The 16,433-nt window shown below is 38.2% G+C and carries 17 protein-coding genes; 13 read left to right on the top strand and 4 right to left on the bottom strand.

Annotated elements, in window-relative coordinates; all coding sequences use genetic code 11:
- The first annotated feature begins 9 nt into the window (after nucleotides 1–9).
- Both J0A69_RS08215 and J0A69_RS08210 read left to right on the top strand, forming a co-directional pair.
- On the top strand, nucleotides 10–1,536 hold the full coding sequence (locus tag J0A69_RS08215; RefSeq protein WP_206586081.1) for a glycosyltransferase family 39 protein: 1,527 nt from the start codon (nucleotides 10–12) through the stop codon (nucleotides 1,534–1,536).
- A gap of 94 nt (nucleotides 1,537–1,630) precedes the next feature.
- Nucleotides 1,631–2,671, top strand: coding sequence for a hypothetical protein (locus tag J0A69_RS08210; protein ID WP_206586080.1), 1,041 nt, complete (start codon nucleotides 1,631–1,633; stop codon nucleotides 2,669–2,671).
- Nucleotides 2,672–2,777: 106 nt separating this feature from the next.
- On the opposite strand, the gene J0A69_RS08205 is transcribed toward J0A69_RS08210, so the two are convergent.
- Nucleotides 2,778–3,581: a hypothetical protein gene (locus J0A69_RS08205; protein ID WP_206586079.1), complete on the bottom strand. Its 804-nt coding sequence runs from the start codon at nucleotides 3,579–3,581 to the stop codon at nucleotides 2,778–2,780.
- Nucleotides 3,582–3,978: 397 nt separating this feature from the next.
- Between J0A69_RS08205 and J0A69_RS08200 the strand changes: the two genes are divergently transcribed.
- The 9 genes from J0A69_RS08200 to J0A69_RS08160 all read left to right on the top strand — a co-directional run bounded on the left by J0A69_RS08200 (nucleotide 3,979) and on the right by J0A69_RS08160 (nucleotide 8,852).
- Nucleotides 3,979–4,566 carry a YdeI/OmpD-associated family protein gene (locus J0A69_RS08200; protein WP_206586078.1) on the top strand — a complete coding sequence of 196 codons (588 nt, stop codon included), beginning with the start codon at nucleotides 3,979–3,981 and terminating at the stop codon, nucleotides 4,564–4,566.
- Between the two features lies 1 nt (nucleotide 4,567).
- Nucleotides 4,568–5,188: a YdeI/OmpD-associated family protein gene (locus tag J0A69_RS08195; protein WP_206586077.1), complete on the top strand. Its 621-nt coding sequence runs from the start codon at nucleotides 4,568–4,570 to the stop codon at nucleotides 5,186–5,188.
- Nucleotides 5,189–5,257: 69 nt separating this feature from the next.
- Nucleotides 5,258–5,587 (top strand): ArsR/SmtB family transcription factor, encoded by a 330-nt coding sequence (locus tag J0A69_RS08190; protein ID WP_206586076.1) that lies wholly within the window; start codon nucleotides 5,258–5,260, stop codon nucleotides 5,585–5,587.
- A complete protein-coding gene (locus J0A69_RS08185) occupies nucleotides 5,577–6,035 on the top strand; it encodes an SRPBCC domain-containing protein (RefSeq protein ID WP_206586075.1) in 459 nt (152 codons plus the stop codon). Before J0A69_RS08190 ends, J0A69_RS08185 begins: the two co-directional genes overlap by 11 nt.
- A complete protein-coding gene (locus J0A69_RS08180; protein ID WP_206586074.1) occupies nucleotides 6,032–6,532 on the top strand; it encodes an SRPBCC family protein in 501 nt (166 codons plus the stop codon). Before J0A69_RS08185 ends, J0A69_RS08180 begins: the two co-directional genes overlap by 4 nt.
- 26 nt (nucleotides 6,533–6,558) lie before the next feature.
- On the top strand, nucleotides 6,559–7,041 hold the full coding sequence (locus J0A69_RS08175) for a VOC family protein (RefSeq protein ID WP_236032744.1): 483 nt from the start codon (nucleotides 6,559–6,561) through the stop codon (nucleotides 7,039–7,041).
- Nucleotides 7,042–7,060: 19 nt separating this feature from the next.
- Nucleotides 7,061–7,438, top strand: coding sequence for a nuclear transport factor 2 family protein (locus J0A69_RS08170; protein WP_206586073.1), 378 nt, complete (start codon nucleotides 7,061–7,063; stop codon nucleotides 7,436–7,438).
- Nucleotides 7,439–7,481: 43 nt separating this feature from the next.
- A complete protein-coding gene (locus J0A69_RS08165) occupies nucleotides 7,482–8,297 on the top strand; it encodes a sialate O-acetylesterase (RefSeq protein WP_206586072.1) in 816 nt (271 codons plus the stop codon).
- 90 nt (nucleotides 8,298–8,387) lie between these two features.
- Entirely contained in the window at nucleotides 8,388–8,852 is a 465-nt protein-coding gene (locus tag J0A69_RS08160; RefSeq protein ID WP_206586071.1) for a hypothetical protein, read from the top strand.
- Between the two features lie 91 nt (nucleotides 8,853–8,943).
- Here J0A69_RS08160 and J0A69_RS08155 read toward each other — a convergent pair whose 3' ends face one another.
- Nucleotides 8,944–11,427, bottom strand: coding sequence for a S9 family peptidase (locus tag J0A69_RS08155; protein ID WP_206586070.1), 2,484 nt, complete (start codon nucleotides 11,425–11,427; stop codon nucleotides 8,944–8,946).
- Nucleotides 11,428–11,693: 266 nt separating this feature from the next.
- Between J0A69_RS08155 and J0A69_RS08150 the strand changes: the two genes are divergently transcribed.
- Entirely contained in the window at nucleotides 11,694–12,566 is an 873-nt protein-coding gene (locus tag J0A69_RS08150; RefSeq protein ID WP_206586069.1) for a UDP-2,3-diacylglucosamine diphosphatase, read from the top strand.
- 1 nt (nucleotide 12,567) lies between these two features.
- Nucleotides 12,568–13,689, top strand: coding sequence for a glycosyltransferase family protein (locus tag J0A69_RS08145; protein ID WP_206586068.1), 1,122 nt, complete (start codon nucleotides 12,568–12,570; stop codon nucleotides 13,687–13,689).
- 12 nt (nucleotides 13,690–13,701) lie between these two features.
- Here the strand turns inward: J0A69_RS08145 and J0A69_RS08140 are convergent, their stop codons facing one another.
- Together J0A69_RS08140 and J0A69_RS08135 are read right to left on the bottom strand one after the other, a co-directional pair.
- Nucleotides 13,702–15,960, bottom strand: coding sequence for a M56 family metallopeptidase (locus J0A69_RS08140; RefSeq protein ID WP_206586067.1), 2,259 nt, complete (start codon nucleotides 15,958–15,960; stop codon nucleotides 13,702–13,704).
- On the bottom strand, nucleotides 15,957–16,325 hold the full coding sequence (locus J0A69_RS08135; protein ID WP_206586066.1) for a BlaI/MecI/CopY family transcriptional regulator: 369 nt from the start codon (nucleotides 16,323–16,325) through the stop codon (nucleotides 15,957–15,959). The genes J0A69_RS08140 and J0A69_RS08135 overlap by 4 nt, the downstream gene beginning before the upstream one ends.
- Nucleotides 16,326–16,433: the final 108 nt, after the last annotated feature.

The raw sequence follows: 16,433 nt of genomic DNA, 5'->3' as shown, positions 1-16,433 counted from the left end.
TTTCTGGAAATGGGGAAAAGAAATTGGTTGTTATTGGGATTTGTATTGCTCAAAATCATCCTACAATACCTTTTGATTTCACCATATTATGAGCTGCAACGGGATGAATTCCTGCATCTTGATCAAGTCCATCATTTAGCTTGGGGATATATCTCTGTTCCGCCTGTCACCTCCTGGTTTTCTTACCTCATTTACCTCCTTGGGTATACAGAGTTTTGGGTCAAATTCTTTCCTGCCCTGCTTGGAGCTTTGACGATTGTTCTCGTCTGGAAAATGATAGAATCATTAGGAGGAGGTATCTATGCCCTTTGCTTGGCTGCTACAGCCTTGACCTTTTCTGCTTTAGCGAGACTCAATCTTCTTTTCCAACCCAATTCTTTCGATATTCTTGCTTGGACTTTTATTTTTTATACCCTGATAAAACATATACAGACAGGCAAAAACGCTTGGCTTTATTGGATGGGTGTTGGATTTGGGTTTGGCTTTTTGAATAAATACACTGTTGCTTTTTTGGGAATAGGCTTGGTTTTGGGTCTATTGGCAAGCCCTGAGCGAAAAAGACTTCAAAATCCACATTTCTATGGTGGAATTGGTCTAGCTCTTTTAATTGCCTTACCCAATATAATCTGGCAAATCGTAAATGATTTTCCCGTCATCTGGCATATGAGAATGCTCTCAAAGTACCAATTGGTGAATGTGAGTCGGGTCGATTTCCTCGTCGAACAACCCTTATTTTTCATAGGATCAATCTTTGTTTTAATAGCCGGAATAATTTCCTTTTTCTCCTACCCTCCTTTTAAAAAGTACAGATTTCTCTTTTTCACCTTGGTTTTTACACTTGCCATCCTGACCTACCTACAAGCAAAAGCTTATTATGCTATCAGTATTTATCCAATCTATTTTGCTTTTGGTTCTGTGTATTTATCTCAGGTTTTAGACAAAGGAAAGCTTCGATATTTAAAACCAATTACTTTCATTATTCCTGTAGCTTTATTCATTTTGATGGTACCTCTTGTTTTTCCAATTCAAAGGCCTGAAAAACTAAAAGAAGTATTTGCTAGACATCCTGACTTGCAATTAACCCGCTGGGAAGATGGAGAAATTCATGATATCCCTCAGGATTTTGCGGATATGATCGGTTGGAAGGAATTGGCTAAAAAAGTTGACCAAGCATATGCAATGACACCCAAAGATGAATACACGGTGATCATCTGTGATAATTACGGACTTGCTGGAGCGATTAACTTTTACACGAAAACAAAAGGTTTGCAGGCGATCACGATGAATGCGGACTACGTGAATTGGATTGATTTAAGCCGGGAAATAAAAAATGTTATTCTAGTAAGAGAAGCAAGAGATGGAATCAGTGAGCGGGAGATTTCTTTATTCGAGAAATCAGAAAGAATCGGTACAATCACAGATCCAAATTCCCGTGAATCGGGAACAATCATCCATCTCCTCCTTGGTGCCAAAACAGATATAAATTCAATTTTAGCTGGAGAAATTGAAGAGAAGCGGGCGGAATTGAGGGAGTAAAAGAGTTTAATAGCTTTAAGCCTCTATTTTTTTTAAACTTAGTATTTAATGCCCACGTTAATTTTTCAACTATTAGTTTTTTAAACCCAAAATCATGAAACCTAACTACTCTTCAATCATTTTATTTTTACTCCTTTTTTGCGCCTTTTTTTCATGCAAAGAAGATGATTTTCCTGACCCAAACCCTGACCCATTTCCATCTCTGGAAATTTTTAAAGAACGGTTTTTAGCGGAAGCTAAAGCTAGAGGCTTAAGCCTTGACTTATCAGGTGTGGACCTCATTTATGTAGACGGGGATATTATGCAAAATGGAGAAGCCTTTTGTGGTTTCGGATATCAAAATTATCCCTCAACAGGTCGAAGGACAGTCCTTATTTCAAAATCAAGCCGATGCGGATGGGCCACTCAATCTGATTTACAACGGGAAAGATTCTTTTTCCATGAAATAGGTCATGCTTTTGTAAACTTAAGTCACGATGACTCTTTTTTATGTGATGGTAAACCAACTTCTTTGATGCATTCTCAGGTTGCTACTTTTGATTATTACCAAAATGATCCAACATTAAAAGAATATTATTTAGATGAGCTTTTTGATAAAATGGCCTCAGAACAAAAATGTATTGCGGAAATTCAAAATTTTGAGGCAGATCCAGTTTTCTTTAAGCATCTTGCTGAGGATGATTTTTGGTTTTTTTATAATGCCAAAGGGAGTTTTTCAGGAAATAGATCCAATACCACCAATTCATTGAATATTTCTTCAATTGACGGCAAACCATCAACAGAAACTGGCTACTGGTATACTCAAATTGACAATCCAGACATACCGGAAGGTGCAAAAGTGACACTTCGTACCAAAGTAAATTCGTCAGGATTGAAAGGTCCTGGAGTTGCCATTGCGCTTAGAGTTTATGAAACCGAACTCTTTTCAAATGGAGCACAAACCACCCAGTCAGAATTTTATTCAACGGAGAACAGCCCTATTTCTGGTGTGTTATCTGACCATATCTTGGAAGTGACTATTCCAAACTTCACGAGAAAAAGTGAAATCTTTATTCCTTTTGCAGTTATGATGCCTGGAACAGAAGGAGAAGTCCAATTTGAAAACTTTGAAATTCTTGTAGAAAAACAAAATTAATCTAATGCTATAAACTAATTCTGATAATTGGATTATAGCTTCAAAAAAAAACTCCGTGTGAAACGAATCACACGGAGTTTTAATTTTTCTACTGAAAATTGAAAGATTAGTCTTTCAAAGTAACAGTTCTAGTTACTTCATTGAATCCACCTGGAATCAAATTCCCATCAGCATCCAATAATTCTAATTTAATTGTAGCCTCACCTTTTGGAAGCCCTTTGATAATATAAGGAGCCCACTCAGTGATCATAAATTCCTGACCGTTGATGGTTGCTCTTACTTTATTTCCATCTTCTGCAAGCGTAGTATTCAATAAGAAGAAATCCAACATCAAGTTTTCAGTATCCGCACCGGTATATTCACCTTTAGGTCTACTGTAGATCATGGTTGGTTTCTCCAAATCTACGTTCATGTCGTCGCCAGCTTCACCTACAACGATTTTCTTCGCTACGAAAGAGTTGGCATTTTTTACTGATTCATGATAAGATCTGCTTAGAAAAGCTACCACATAATGGGTACCTGCAGTCATTTCTTTTTTGAATTCAGGCTCGTAATGTGCTGAATAAGGATCATTGTCAACAATGAAGTGGATGTGTTGGCCATTACCTGAATTAGCTAGGTTTGCAGCCATACCATTCTTCTCAGTTTGGGCTCCCAATTCATAATCGCCTACCTCAAAAGCAAAATCAACTTCTCCTGCTTGAGGAACTGTCATATTGCTTGGTTGTGTCATTTTTAAAGAAGAACTGGCATAAGCCGGAGAGTCTTCAAATTTTTCAATAGAAATGGTAGCAGGTGTAGTCATTTCCATTTCCTCTACCACAACTTCTTCGTTTTCTGAATTTTTCGGTTGACAGCTTACTGCAAATAATAATGCGGCAGCTGCTGCACTCAATATTCTTACTTTCATAATTTTCGGTTTTTGATTTTTTTCTATTTATGCTCAAATGTTATTCCAGCCAAGGAAATATCGCATTCATTCGGTCAATGTGTCAGACTCTAAGTTGTTTTTCTAACAGATACAACTAGCAATTCATTCAGAAAGAGTCAAAAAAATGGGAATTACTTGTGATATTTTGGATTTATAGGTGAATTTCGAAGTCTTTTTCTATAAAAAGCTTCAGCTATATAAAATCCTGAATGAATTTATAAGAATATGTCAGAGACTTTTCCTGTGCAATAAATTCCTGTTTCGGGCAAAAAAATTCACGACATACTCCCTTTATTCTCTTGATTGAATAAATAGGAAGTAGTTCAGATTTCTTTTTTAAATTGATTGGTTAAATCCATGAACCCAGTTTTAAGCTATGAATACACCAAATCCAGCTGTTGATTTTTTCTTTGACAAACCAAGTCAGTGGCAAAATGAATACAAGAAACTAAGGCAACTAGCATTGAAAACAGGCTTAGTAGAAGAATTAAAATGGGGAGTTCCCTGCTATACCTATCATGGAGCAAATGTGGTTTTGATTCATGGCTTCAAAGAATACTGTGCCCTACTTTTTCACAAAGGAGCTTTGCTTCAAGATGATGAGCAGCTACTCATCCAACAAACAAAAAATGTCCAGGCTGCTAGGCAGCTCAGATTTTCAGATCTTGAAGAAATAAAATCGAAGGAAACTGCAATCAATGCTTATATCTATCAAGCGATAGAAGTTGAAAAAGCAGGTTTGAAAGTTGAATTGAAAGAGACTAAAGAGTATGAAATTCCAGATGAATTAAAGGAGAAATTTGACTCTGACCCATCTTTCAAAGAAGCTTTTGAATCCTTGACTCCAGGAAGACAAAGAGGCTACCTTCTACATTTTTCGGCACCTAAACAGGCCAAAACAAGAGAATCCAGAATTGAAAAAAGTATTCCTTCTATCAAATTGGGTAAAGGTCTGAACGATTAAAATGATAACATCCGTAGAACAATATTTTGAAGAAGGTTGCGGTAGATGCGCTTTAGGTGGAACACCAGATTGCAAGGTGCACACTTGGGCAAAGCCCATGATGCTCTTGAGAAATCTTATTCTCGAATGTGGTCTTGAGGAGGAGTCTAAGTGGGGAGTGCCCTGTTACTCTTATCAAGGGAAAAATATTGCTGTATTAAGTGCACTTAAAGACTATTTTGTATTAAGCTTTTTTAAAGGAGCTTTATTAAAAGATGAAGCCAAAATTTTGGAAAAACCTGGAGAAAACACACAGGCAGCCCGGATCATCAAGTTTACGGATTCAGAAAAAATAATCCATTTGAGAACTACCATCAAAGCCTATTTATACGAGGCAATTGAAGTTGAAAAAGCTGGACTGAAAGTTACTTTTAAGGAAAATCCCGAACCAATGCCGGAGGAACTGGAACTTGCTTTTGAGAAAGATCCAATTCTTAAAGAGGCTTTTGACAAACTTACCCCAGGAAGAAAAAGAGGATATATTTTATTCATTTCGGCTCCTAAACAGTCTAAAACCAGGATTTCTAGAATAGAAAAGGTGACCCCAAAAATCTTTGAAGGCAAAGGAGTCCACGACTATTAATTTTTTTTGAAATTATTTATATGAAACCAATTAGTTGCATATATTTGCAACCAATCAGTTTCATAAATAATGAGAAGAGATATTTTCCAAGCGATTGCAGATCCTACCCGAAGAGCCATCATCGCCTTGATAGCTATCCAGGCGATGACTCCCAATGCCATTGCAGAGCAGTTTGATACCAGCCGTCAGGCAGTTTCCAAACATTTGAAAGTGCTTCATGAATGTGAAGTCTTAAAGCAAGAGCAAAAAGGCCGAGAAATTTTTTACAGTCTTGAACTGGAGAAAATGAAAGAACTAGACATCTGGCTTGAGCAATTCAGAAAAATCTGGGAATCCCGTTTTGACAACTTGGATGCCTACCTCGCTAAAATCCAAAAAGAAAGAAAAGATGACCAATGAATCAACAAAGAACCGGCAAATGCACATGTTCCGGGTTCTAAATGCTCCTATTGATCTGGTATGGGAAGTATGGACAAAACCAGAACACATTTCGCAGTGGTGGGGTCCCAGCGGTTTTACCAACACCATAAAAACCATGGATTTCAAGGCGGAAGGTGATTGGATTTTTACCATGCATGGTCCTGATGGGAAAAATTATCCCAATCATTCCATTTTCAAAGAGATTATTCCCTTTAAAAAAATCGTGTTTGAGCACTTTAATCCACATTTTATCACAACAGTACTTTTTGAATCAAAAGGAGATAAAACCGAAATGGATTGGACAGTGGTTTTAGACTCTGAAGAAATCCTACAAGCTGTCATCAAAAACCATAATGCCCTCGAAGGACTAAAACAAAACGGCGAAAAACTTCAAAATTATCTTTCACAAAAATTCAACTTATCATGAGCCTCCCTCTCAAATTCGACTTTACTGTCAACAAAGAAACTCAAACTGTCCACGTCACCAGAGAATTTGCGGCAAACCTTGATTTGGTCTGGGATGCTTGGACCAAACCAGAAATACTTGATCAATGGTGGGCTCCAAAACCCTACAAGAACGTCACAAAATCCATGGACTTTAAGCCGGGAGGAACTTGGCTATACTACATGGAAAGTCCTGAAGGAAATATCCATTGGTGCAAAAACGATTATATCACCATCGATTCAAAAAACAGTTATTCGGGATTGGATGCTTTTTGTAATGAAAAAGGAGAAGCCAGCGATTCCATGCCTCGAACGCTCTGGACCAACACATTCACTGAAAATGCACAAACTACCACTGTATCCATCGTAGCCAAATACGAGACTCTTGCCGATTTGGAAATGGTAATCAAAATGGGCTTCAAAGAAGGATTCACCATGGCTCTAGGAAATCTAGAAGAGGTTCTCAAAAAACTCTCTTAAACTATTTTTAAGAAGGGGATCCAGCCATGAGATTCCCTTCCCTTTCTATTAGGCACTTCTTTGCAGGAATTTGTCTCGAAATGGGTAAATTGAAGGAATTCATCCTTTCAAAACCTGCCATGGCAACTACAACAGCCTTTGCTCCGGAACTATATATTCCCAGGGGAACCTTCGACATTTCTTTTTACCAGGAGGCTTTTGCGGCCAAAGAGCATTTTCGATTTACCAATGAAGATGGAAGCATACATGTTGTGGAATTATCCATTGACGGCGCTATTTTTCATATTCATGAAGGGATGCCAAATAGCTTTTTTAAATCCCCAGATACCTTAAATCATTCTACAGTTTGCATCGGATTATTTGTGGATGATGTGGCAAAGGTTTTCGATTCCTGCGTTGCAGCAGGCGCAAAAATCATCAATCCGGTCACTGATCACGATTATGGCTACCGGCAAAGTATGATTCAGGATCCTTTTGGTCATCTTTGGCAGATTCAAAAGAAAATCTAATTCCTTTTTAATGAAGCTTATGGATTTACAGGAAAATAAGAAAAACGCAATCGCATTTTATAAAACAGCTTATTTCGGAGAATCGGAAAAAGCTGTCCAACTTTATGTTGGGAAAGAATACATCCAGCACAATCCAGCTGTTTCAGATGGGACGAAAGGCTTTATTGATTATTTCACCAGAATGCAAAAGGAATATCCGGACAAGAGCATTGATTTTGTAAGATGCATTGCAGAAGGTGATTTAGTCGCTTTGCACACGCATCAGATTTGGCCTGGAAATGACCAATATGTAACAATGGATTTCTTTAGGTTCGATGAAAATGGAAAGATCTGCGAACATTGGGATGCAATCCAGCAGATTCCGGAAAAATCAGAAAATCCTAATACCATGTATTAATCATATTAAACCTCACTCCTATTCTTCACTCAATCTTAAAGAAATGAAATTCAAAAACTTCTTGCTGATTTCACTGATCAGTTTCCTACTTTTTTCTTGTGAAAATAAATCAGAACAAGAAACTGAACAGGAAAATCCCAAAGAGAATTTTCATTTGTATCTATTGATGGGTCAGTCAAATATGGCGGGAAGAGGCTTGGTAGGTGCCATTGACACGATTAATCATCCGAGAGTTTATAAGCTTGACTCTAGTATGAATTGGGTTTTGGCAAAAGACCCCATGCATTTTGACAAACCAGTAGCAGGAGTTGGTCTTGGATTGACCTTCGGAAAAATCATGGCAAACTCAAACTCAGATGTAAAAATCGGGCTTATACCCACAGCTGTTGGTGGAAGCTCAATCCATGCTTGGTTCCGCGATTCTCTACATCAGCAAACCAATGTCTACCCATTCAATGACATGGTTTTAAGAGCCAAAGAGGCTTTGAAAGAAGGCACAATTAAAGGGATTCTATGGCATCAGGGGGAATCAGATACCGGTTCGGAAGCACGTGTTTCCAGCTATTCTGAGAAGTTTTTTGCGATGATGGATTCAGTTTACAAAGAATTAGAAATTGAACCCGTTCCAGTGGTAATTGGCGAAATAGGTCATTTCTTTTATGGCAAAGCTCCTCTAGCTGAAAACCTAAATCAGCAACTCCAAGAAATTGCTTTATCTCAACCTTGCATAGGTTTAGTAAGTGCCGAAGGTCTTCATCATAAAGGCGATAGCACCCATTTTGATTCAGATTCATATCATGAGTTAGGCAGAAGGTATGCAGTTGAAATGATGAACCTCCAGAGCAATTGCCAGAATTAAATTCAAAATGCCTTCAAAAATCCTTACACCTTAAAAATGGACATTGGTTAAATAATTCTATAAATTCATCAGGCAGGTTACCAAAAGCATATGAAATCTATACTCCTATTTTCTTTAGTCTTTTTACCGGTTTTCAGCACTTTTCCCCAAGAGTTTAAGCCACTTTTGGATCCAAGTCTTGCTTGTTCTTATGCCTTTGGAAACACTAATGATCCAACGGGCCCCAAAGCCAATTTTTATCATATTGTCGAAACCATGCCGGATCCTATCCTTCCAAGTCCTACACTGGAAAAGCTTCTCAAAAAAAACGTAAATACAAAAGGAATCCGCTCTGCTAAAACCATGTTTCAGTTTTTGGTTAATTGTGAAGGAAAAGCTGGAGATTATCAATTTTTGATCTGCGATCCTGAAACTGCTCAGTTTTGCAAAGCGGTTTTGGATGTTTTCCAAAATTCAGTAGAATGGAATCCAGGAATTCAAAAAGGTGATGCTGTAGATGTTTTGCTGCGTATGGAAGTGGAAGTAAACAATGGAATTTTCAAGGTAAAATTTTAAACATAGGATTTAATTAAACCTGATCAAGCTTAAAAAACAAAAGCCCGATTCCTTCCAGAAACGGGCTTTTCTATTGAATAATAGCCTAAACTTACTTTGTTTGGGCTTTTTCGCGCTGGAATTCCAGCATGTCTACTGGAGGTGGAGTATTATCTCCCAGCAAATGCTGCACGAAGTAATCGCCCATTCTCCAGAAGAAATATTCCGTCATATCTCCATAACCATGGCGCTGTCCTGGAAGCATCACAAAATCAAAACGTTTACCCGCCTTGATCAAAGCATTTGCCATGCGGGTGGAATTTGCAGGGTGCACATTATTATCAACATCGCCATGAGAAAGCATCAAATGTCCTTTTAGGTTCTTTGCCAAATCAGGATTTTTTTCAATTTGATAAACAAAGGTAGTATCACCTTTTGGAGAGATTTGCTCCTTTACTCCATGGTGCTTTTCTGACCACCAACGGTTGTAAATATTGTTTTCGTGATTTCCAGCTGAAGAAACCGCCACTTTGAAAATATCTGGATAAACCAGCATCGCTGCAGTGGACATAAATCCTCCTCCAGAGTGACCATGAATCCCAACTTTTGATCTATCGATAAAATCATGGCGATCTGCCAACTGCTCGATTGCTGCTTTTTTATCTGCCAATCCATAATCTCTCAAGTCACCATAGCCATAATTATGATACCATTTGGATCTTCCTGGGTGGCCACCTCTATTTCCAAGCGTAATCACCACAAATCCAAATTGAGCCAATCGGTCTGTTCTATCTAATCTAGCAGAGAATGACTTATCAACAGCTTCCGTCTGCGGACCTGGATATACATACTCAATGATTGGGTATTTACGGGTAGAATCAAAATCAAAAGGCTTATACATTACGCCATACAAATCCGTGATTCCGTCATCCGCTTTGAAAGTGAATGGCTCTGGGAATTGGTATCCTGCTGCGAAAAGGTTGGAAAGGTCTGTTGTCTCCAAATCCATTACTTTGGCTCCATTTCTATCTTTCAATTCAGAAACAGGCGCTGTATTGACTCTGGAATAAGTATTGACAAAGAAGGTTCCTGCGTCATTCATGTCTGAGGAGTTATTGAAATTACCCTTGTTCAAAAGCGTAATCGCTCCACCATCAAGGCTTACAGAATAGAGGTGTTCGTAATACGGATCCTCACCATTTTCTTTTCCATTGGCAACGAAGAATAATCTTCTTCCCTTGTCATCCACTCTCTCCACACGATCAGTATGGAAAGCTCCAGAGGTCAATTGTCTTTTTAGCGTACCATCTTTGTCATAAAGGTAAAAATGTCCCCAACCGTCTCTCTCAGACCAGAAAATCAATTCATCACCACCATTGACCAATTCAGGTCTGCTCAAATCGATGTAAGTATTGCTTCGCTCTTCGATCACCACTTCTTTGGAATTGGTACTTAGATTCCATCTTACGATGTCTACTTTTTTCAAATCTCTGGAAGTCAAACCAAAGTAAAATTCATCAGCATCACCTAACCATGTTGCAGCTCTGAAATCATCATCTCTAGCATTAGCAGGTGCAGGTTTAGACCAAAGTGAAACCGACTGATCCTTAAAAGTAGCAATCGGTAAATTCTTCAATTCACTGTTTTCGAAGGAGTAATGATACAAATAAGTGATCGGTTGCTCCTTTTCTCCAGGCATCGCATACTTGTATGTTTCCAAAGTAGGACGTGGATCACGAGTATTGTGAAGCACCCAAAGGTCCTTTACTTTTCTCTCATCAGTTTTTGTGATTATAAACTGCGTGGAAGCTTCATTCCAAAGTACTCCTGCTCTTTTTCTTTTGTCTTTATTTTTTTCTACCTCGACATTGTCCTCGCCTCTTCCACTGAATCCATAGCCGAAATCCTCTTCACCGTCAGTGGTTATTTGATTTTCTACGATAGTGGAGTCTTTTTCATCTTTTACTGCTTTCAAAAAATTCTCCTTATCCATCCAATACAGGTTATTATGCTTCGCAAAAACTACCTTGGAAGAATCAGGTGAAATAGAAGCCCAAGACATACGAGAAGGATCCTTTTCGGCATCTACGATTTCTGTAAGAGTCTGATTACCGATGTTGTACTGAAAAACAAAGGTTTTCTTCTCCAAAGAATCCTTTGCGTTTTTATTCTTTTCCTTGATTTCTGCCCAATCTTTCTTGAGAACTTCCTCTGTTCCCTTCACCTTGAATCGAATGGAGTTTTCATCTTCCATAAACTTCAAGTCCTCCAATTTCAAATGCTGTCCATCAAAAGGATCTTTCATGATTTTGGTGATCTCCATGGCCAGTTTATCCCGATCAAAAAGCTGGGTTTTAGTCTTTCTAACTGGATCCACGATGTACCAATTTTTTCCATTGCTGGTTTCATATTCATACCAGAAACGATCGGATTTCTTCAACCAGTGTGGTGAAACAGAGGTGGAAAATACCATCTTGCGCATCTTCTCAGGAGAGAATCTTGCTGCTAATTCATAATTTCCAGGATAGATTTTTTCTTGGGCAAAGCTGCCTTGAAAAACCATCAGGAAAGCGATAAAGAGTAAAGCTTGTTTCATAGGGTTTACATTTGAACTACCGAAACTACAGGAAAGCTCTTTTCATAAAGAACCACTGATATAAATTTTGACCTAGAATTGATTTTTCTCTGCCAAAATCCCCGTATATCCATAAAAATCACCCCACAACCATGCGGATTTTTAATTTTCAGGTAATACTAAATTCATAGAAAACCTTCCAAATACCCTGAAATATAGCTTTTTAGTAAAATGGATTTCATTCTTAGTTGATCTTAAGAGGATATATTTCGATCAAAACAAGAAGCGTGAAAACCAAATTCAAGACAATCGTAGTTTCCGATGTGCATTTGGGAACAAAAGGCTCCAAAGCCAAAGAAATCTCCCGGTTCCTCAAACAATATGAATGTGAAAATCTCATTTTGAACGGGGATATCATTGACGGTTGGCAATTGAAAAAATCAGGCTCTTGGAAGAGAAAACATACCCGTTTTTTCAATAGAATCATCAAAATGATTGAAAATCAAAATACGCGGGTTTACTACCTGCGAGGTAATCACGATGATTTTTTGGATCAAATTTTACCCTTGCAAATCGGGAAGCTCTCCATCCAGCAAGACATGATTTATGAAAGTAACGGGAAGAAATATTTCATCACTCATGGAGATGTTTTTGACAGCATTACGACAAACTTGCGATGGATTGCCTACATAGGCGATGTGGGATATACCTTTCTGCTTTGGCTCAATCGGGTGCTGAATTTCTATAGGTTCAAACGAGGACTGCCCTATTTTTCGCTTTCAAAGTATGTAAAAGGTAAGGTCAAATCAGCGGTTTCTTACATCGATCAATACGAAGTAGAACTGGCAAAAATGGCAAGAGTCAAAGGATGTGACGGGATCATCTGCGGTCATATTCACAAGGCGGAGAAACGAATGATCGATGGCATTGATTATCTAAACTCTGGGGATTGGGTGGAAACGATGTCAGCTCTGGCAGAAGATCACGAAGGAAACTGGCAACTGATTTACTACAATGAAATAAACTTCAAATCAATTGAAGAGCACAAGATTCAGCCTTTGAATAAGGAAATTCCACAAATCCAATATGGGCCATTTAAGGAAGTCTCTTTTGGAAAAGCTGATGATCAAGATTTAGAAAATCCTTCCTTCAGGCTTTAAAATGAAATTTTTATTCATCATCCAAGGAGAAGGAAGAGGACATTTGACTCAAGCTATCGCCTTCTCAAAAATGCTGGAAACCCAAGGCCATCAACTCACAGGAGTTGTTGTCGGGAAAAGCAAAAGGAGGACTATTCCGGATTTTTTTATTGATCAGATTCCAACAAAAATCTACCCAGTAGAAAGTCCAAATTTTGAAACTGACAAAGGGGAAAAAAGAATTCTGATCGGAAAAACCATTACTAAAAACCTGAGAAAAGCACCTGTCTTTTTCAAAAGTCTCCAACAGATAGATGAAATAGTCAAGACCACCGAACCAGACATCATTCTTAATTTTTACGATTTGCTGGGAGGGTTGTACAATGCTTTATTTAGACCTAGAGCTCATTTCTGGGTAATCGGCCATCAGTATTTGATGTACCATCCCTCCTTTAGGTTTGCCAGATCGATTGCTTTTCAAAAAGAACTTTTTCAGATCAACACCTGGTTGACAGCGCTTAGTGCTGATAAAAAAATCGCTCTGGCTTTCAAGCCTCTATCCCAGATTCATGAGGACAAACTGGTAATTGCGCCACCTCTTCTACGGGAGGAAGTCAAGCATCTCAAGCCTAAGACGGGTGATTTTATCTTAGCATACATGGTTAATCCTGGGTACGCAGCAGAAGTCATCTCCTTTGCCACAAAATATCCACATCTGCGAATCAAGGCCTATTGGGATAAAAAGAAAGCCAAGGAAACTGAAAATCCACTTCCTAATTTATCCTTTCATAAAATCCATGACAGGCATTTTTTGGAAGATATGGCACATTGTAGCGGGTTGGTTTGTACGGCTGGTTTCGAATCAGTTTGTGAAGCCTTATTTCTGAAAAAACCAGTAATGGTGATCCCGGTAAAAGGTCAATACGAACAAGCCTGCAATGCTTTAGATACAGTGGAATCTGGAGTAGGTATCTCTTCTAAAAATTTTGACTTTGGAAAACTTGAAGAGAGGATTGCTTCCTATCAAAAAACAGAAGATGATTATCAGGAATGGGCTGGCAAATGGAATGTCATTCTAAGTCAGATTTTGCCAGAAACAAAAATGACTGAGCCAGTATTAGAACTTACCCAGTCATTTTCTTAAATCATTTATCTATTAGCAGCCTGCAAAAGCCCTTTGCTCTGGCGTCAGTTCATCTACAACCTTGAAAGTTAATTGGCCATTTTCATTCATAGGAATGAAAGGATAGTTGACACGTTTTACCTGTCGCCTTTGGATAGGATTCATAGCCATAAACTGTTCTTGCATCCCATTGTAAAGCTCATACATGTAAGCTCTCTCCTCTTGGCTTTTATTGGAATATTTCCTCCCTTCCATTCTTATCCACTCATATTTGAGAAATAATTGCTGATATGCCTCAACTTTATCTTTAGTGGCTGGCGGAGGCGGAGGTAGTTGACTTTTTTCTTCAGCGGTCAAATCCTCAGCAAGTTTGTAATACACCTTACCATCGGCTTCCAGTTTAAGATAAGGAGCAAAAGGATGCGTAGGTCTTTTTACAGTGCCTTTCAGTTCCAGTGGAATCCTGAAATACAAACTTCCCAATTCTGAAAATAACGCTTCCAAATTATATTTTTCTTCTTCTGATCTCTGAATAAAATGAGGTTCGGCTTTTCTTAATTTCTCGTACTTATCGTTCATCTCTTGGTAAAGCGAAACTGCTGACTTTGCCTCTTTTACTAAAGGCTTTCTTCTAGAAATTTCATTTTTAGATGGGTATAGATATAGCGAATCATCTTTGGTTAATGGATCTGAAAAGCCAGATTCTCCTCCGTAAAATTTTTCATAACCCTCATGATTGAACAAATTGACCTGATGCTCCTGTGGAAATTTTTCAGATCGTGCATTTGTATGAACAAAGCTGCTATGGAAATACACAATGTCTTCACTTTTCATCTGATTTAATTTATCATTTGAAATAGCTGTTCCATTAAGCCAAAGTGCAAAGTTTTTAGAATTCTTCCATGACTCAAATTCTTCAGTTAATGGGGAAGATTTCTTAGGAGGAGGTGGAGGTGGTGCCAACATCTTCTTTTCTTGCTCTGAAAGCATTTGATAGGTCTTCTCTTCAAATTCGCCGGACTCATTTTCAACAAAAAAAGTAGCGTTTTTATAATATTTATCTCGATCCCAATTATTGACAATCGGACCCAGTTTGACAACTTTAGTGGCGTCTAGTTCTATTTCTCCTGTAGAGGATTGATACTTCACTTTATTAACACCAGTTTCCCTCAATACCCGCTGAAAATCCTGGATTACACCCATTTTCACCTCGGAATCAGCTATGATGTTAATGATGGATTTTTCCTTGTCTAGCCCTTCCAAAATTCCCGGCAACTGAGAAAGTTGATAATTTTCATCTTGATAGACGAAGCTTCCATCACTTTTTAAAGTAAAGTCTTGATCAATTTCTGTTGAAGAAAGCAACTCATTCTGTGCCAACTTTTCCAGCTCTTGTTGTGCCGTCACCTTCTCACTAAACACATATACCATCACGCCTAACACCGGAATCAAAACAAAGATTTTGACCCATTTAAAAATTGGATTGGATTTCTTTTTCATCATTTCTAATCTCTTTTTGGTTAAAGAAAAATTTAAACTACTCACAAGAGAGTTGTGAGGATTGGTAAGTGTCATGGAAAGTAAAAGCCGTTGATAGGCTTGGATCGAAGTGGATTTTAAGGCTACCTGATCTGCTATAAATTCATGATTGAGACGGATTGCCTGCTTTGCAAAATAAAGCCCAGGATGAAACCAGAAAGGAATCAACAGCAATTCAATAAACAAAACATCCCAGCTGTGACCTTCCTTGACATGAGTCAGTTCATGCTGAAAAATCTCATCAGAAAACTCCCCTGATTCATAGGCATTCTTTGAAACGAAAATGAATTTCAGAAAGGAATAAGGAAGTGTATTTTCTTCCAGCAAAACCACCGGATAACCCTTGAAAGTTACTGTTACATTTCGATGGATTTGATTGAAGAGAATCCGGATATTCCGAAAAAACCGAATCAAGAAAATCAAACTGACAAGCAAATAGCCCCCTAGTAAAACCTCTGACCAAGGGAAAGCTTTAGACGCTTGAACCTTCACTGATGGGCTGTCAAATGGTTGTACTGGAACCTCGTATTCCGATTGGAATACCTGAGGCTCAAATACTGTAGCTTCAGATATTACGATCGGCTCTTCTGGCTCAACCTCCACCACATATAGGGGAATCAAAAAGGAAAATACCACAGCTCCCAACAAATAAAATCTGTTAAAGCGGTGAAGTACTTCCTGCTGCAAAAACAACTTGTGAAACAAAAGTAGCAGCACTAAACAGAGCATGGATTTAATAAGATATTCCATCATTTCTTTTTCGTTAGTTCGTTTTCAATCAATTTCTTTAACTCCTCCAATTCAGCTTCTGATAAGTCAGCTTTTTTGGTAAAAAATGAAGCAAATTGGCTCGGCGAATCATTAAAAAAGTTCTTGATCAGGCCTTTGATATGCTTCGCAAAGTAATTTTCCTTACTGACCAATGGAAAATACTGGCGCATACTCCCCACCATATCGTAGCCAACAAAATTCTTTTCCTGCATCCTTTTCAAAAGCGTCGAAACCGTTGTGGTTGCTGGCTTTGGTTCAGGATAGGCCTCTAGAAGTTCTTTCAAAAAGGCTTTTTTGAATTCCCATAGGTAATTCATCAACTCTTCCTCGGATCTCGATAATTTCATTGGATGGATTTTAATCAGTTACTCTACAAATGTAGAACTCTTTTTTAATTCTACAAATGTAGAACGAAAATTTATTCTACAATTGTAGATCAATAATGAAATAATTTC

This window comes from Algoriphagus pacificus (genome assembly GCF_017254845.1).
In the GTDB taxonomy this organism is placed as follows: domain Bacteria; phylum Bacteroidota; class Bacteroidia; order Cytophagales; family Cyclobacteriaceae; genus Algoriphagus; species Algoriphagus pacificus.
The sequence above is the reverse complement of the archived record's forward strand: the minus strand, read 5'-3'. Positions and strand labels throughout refer to the sequence as shown.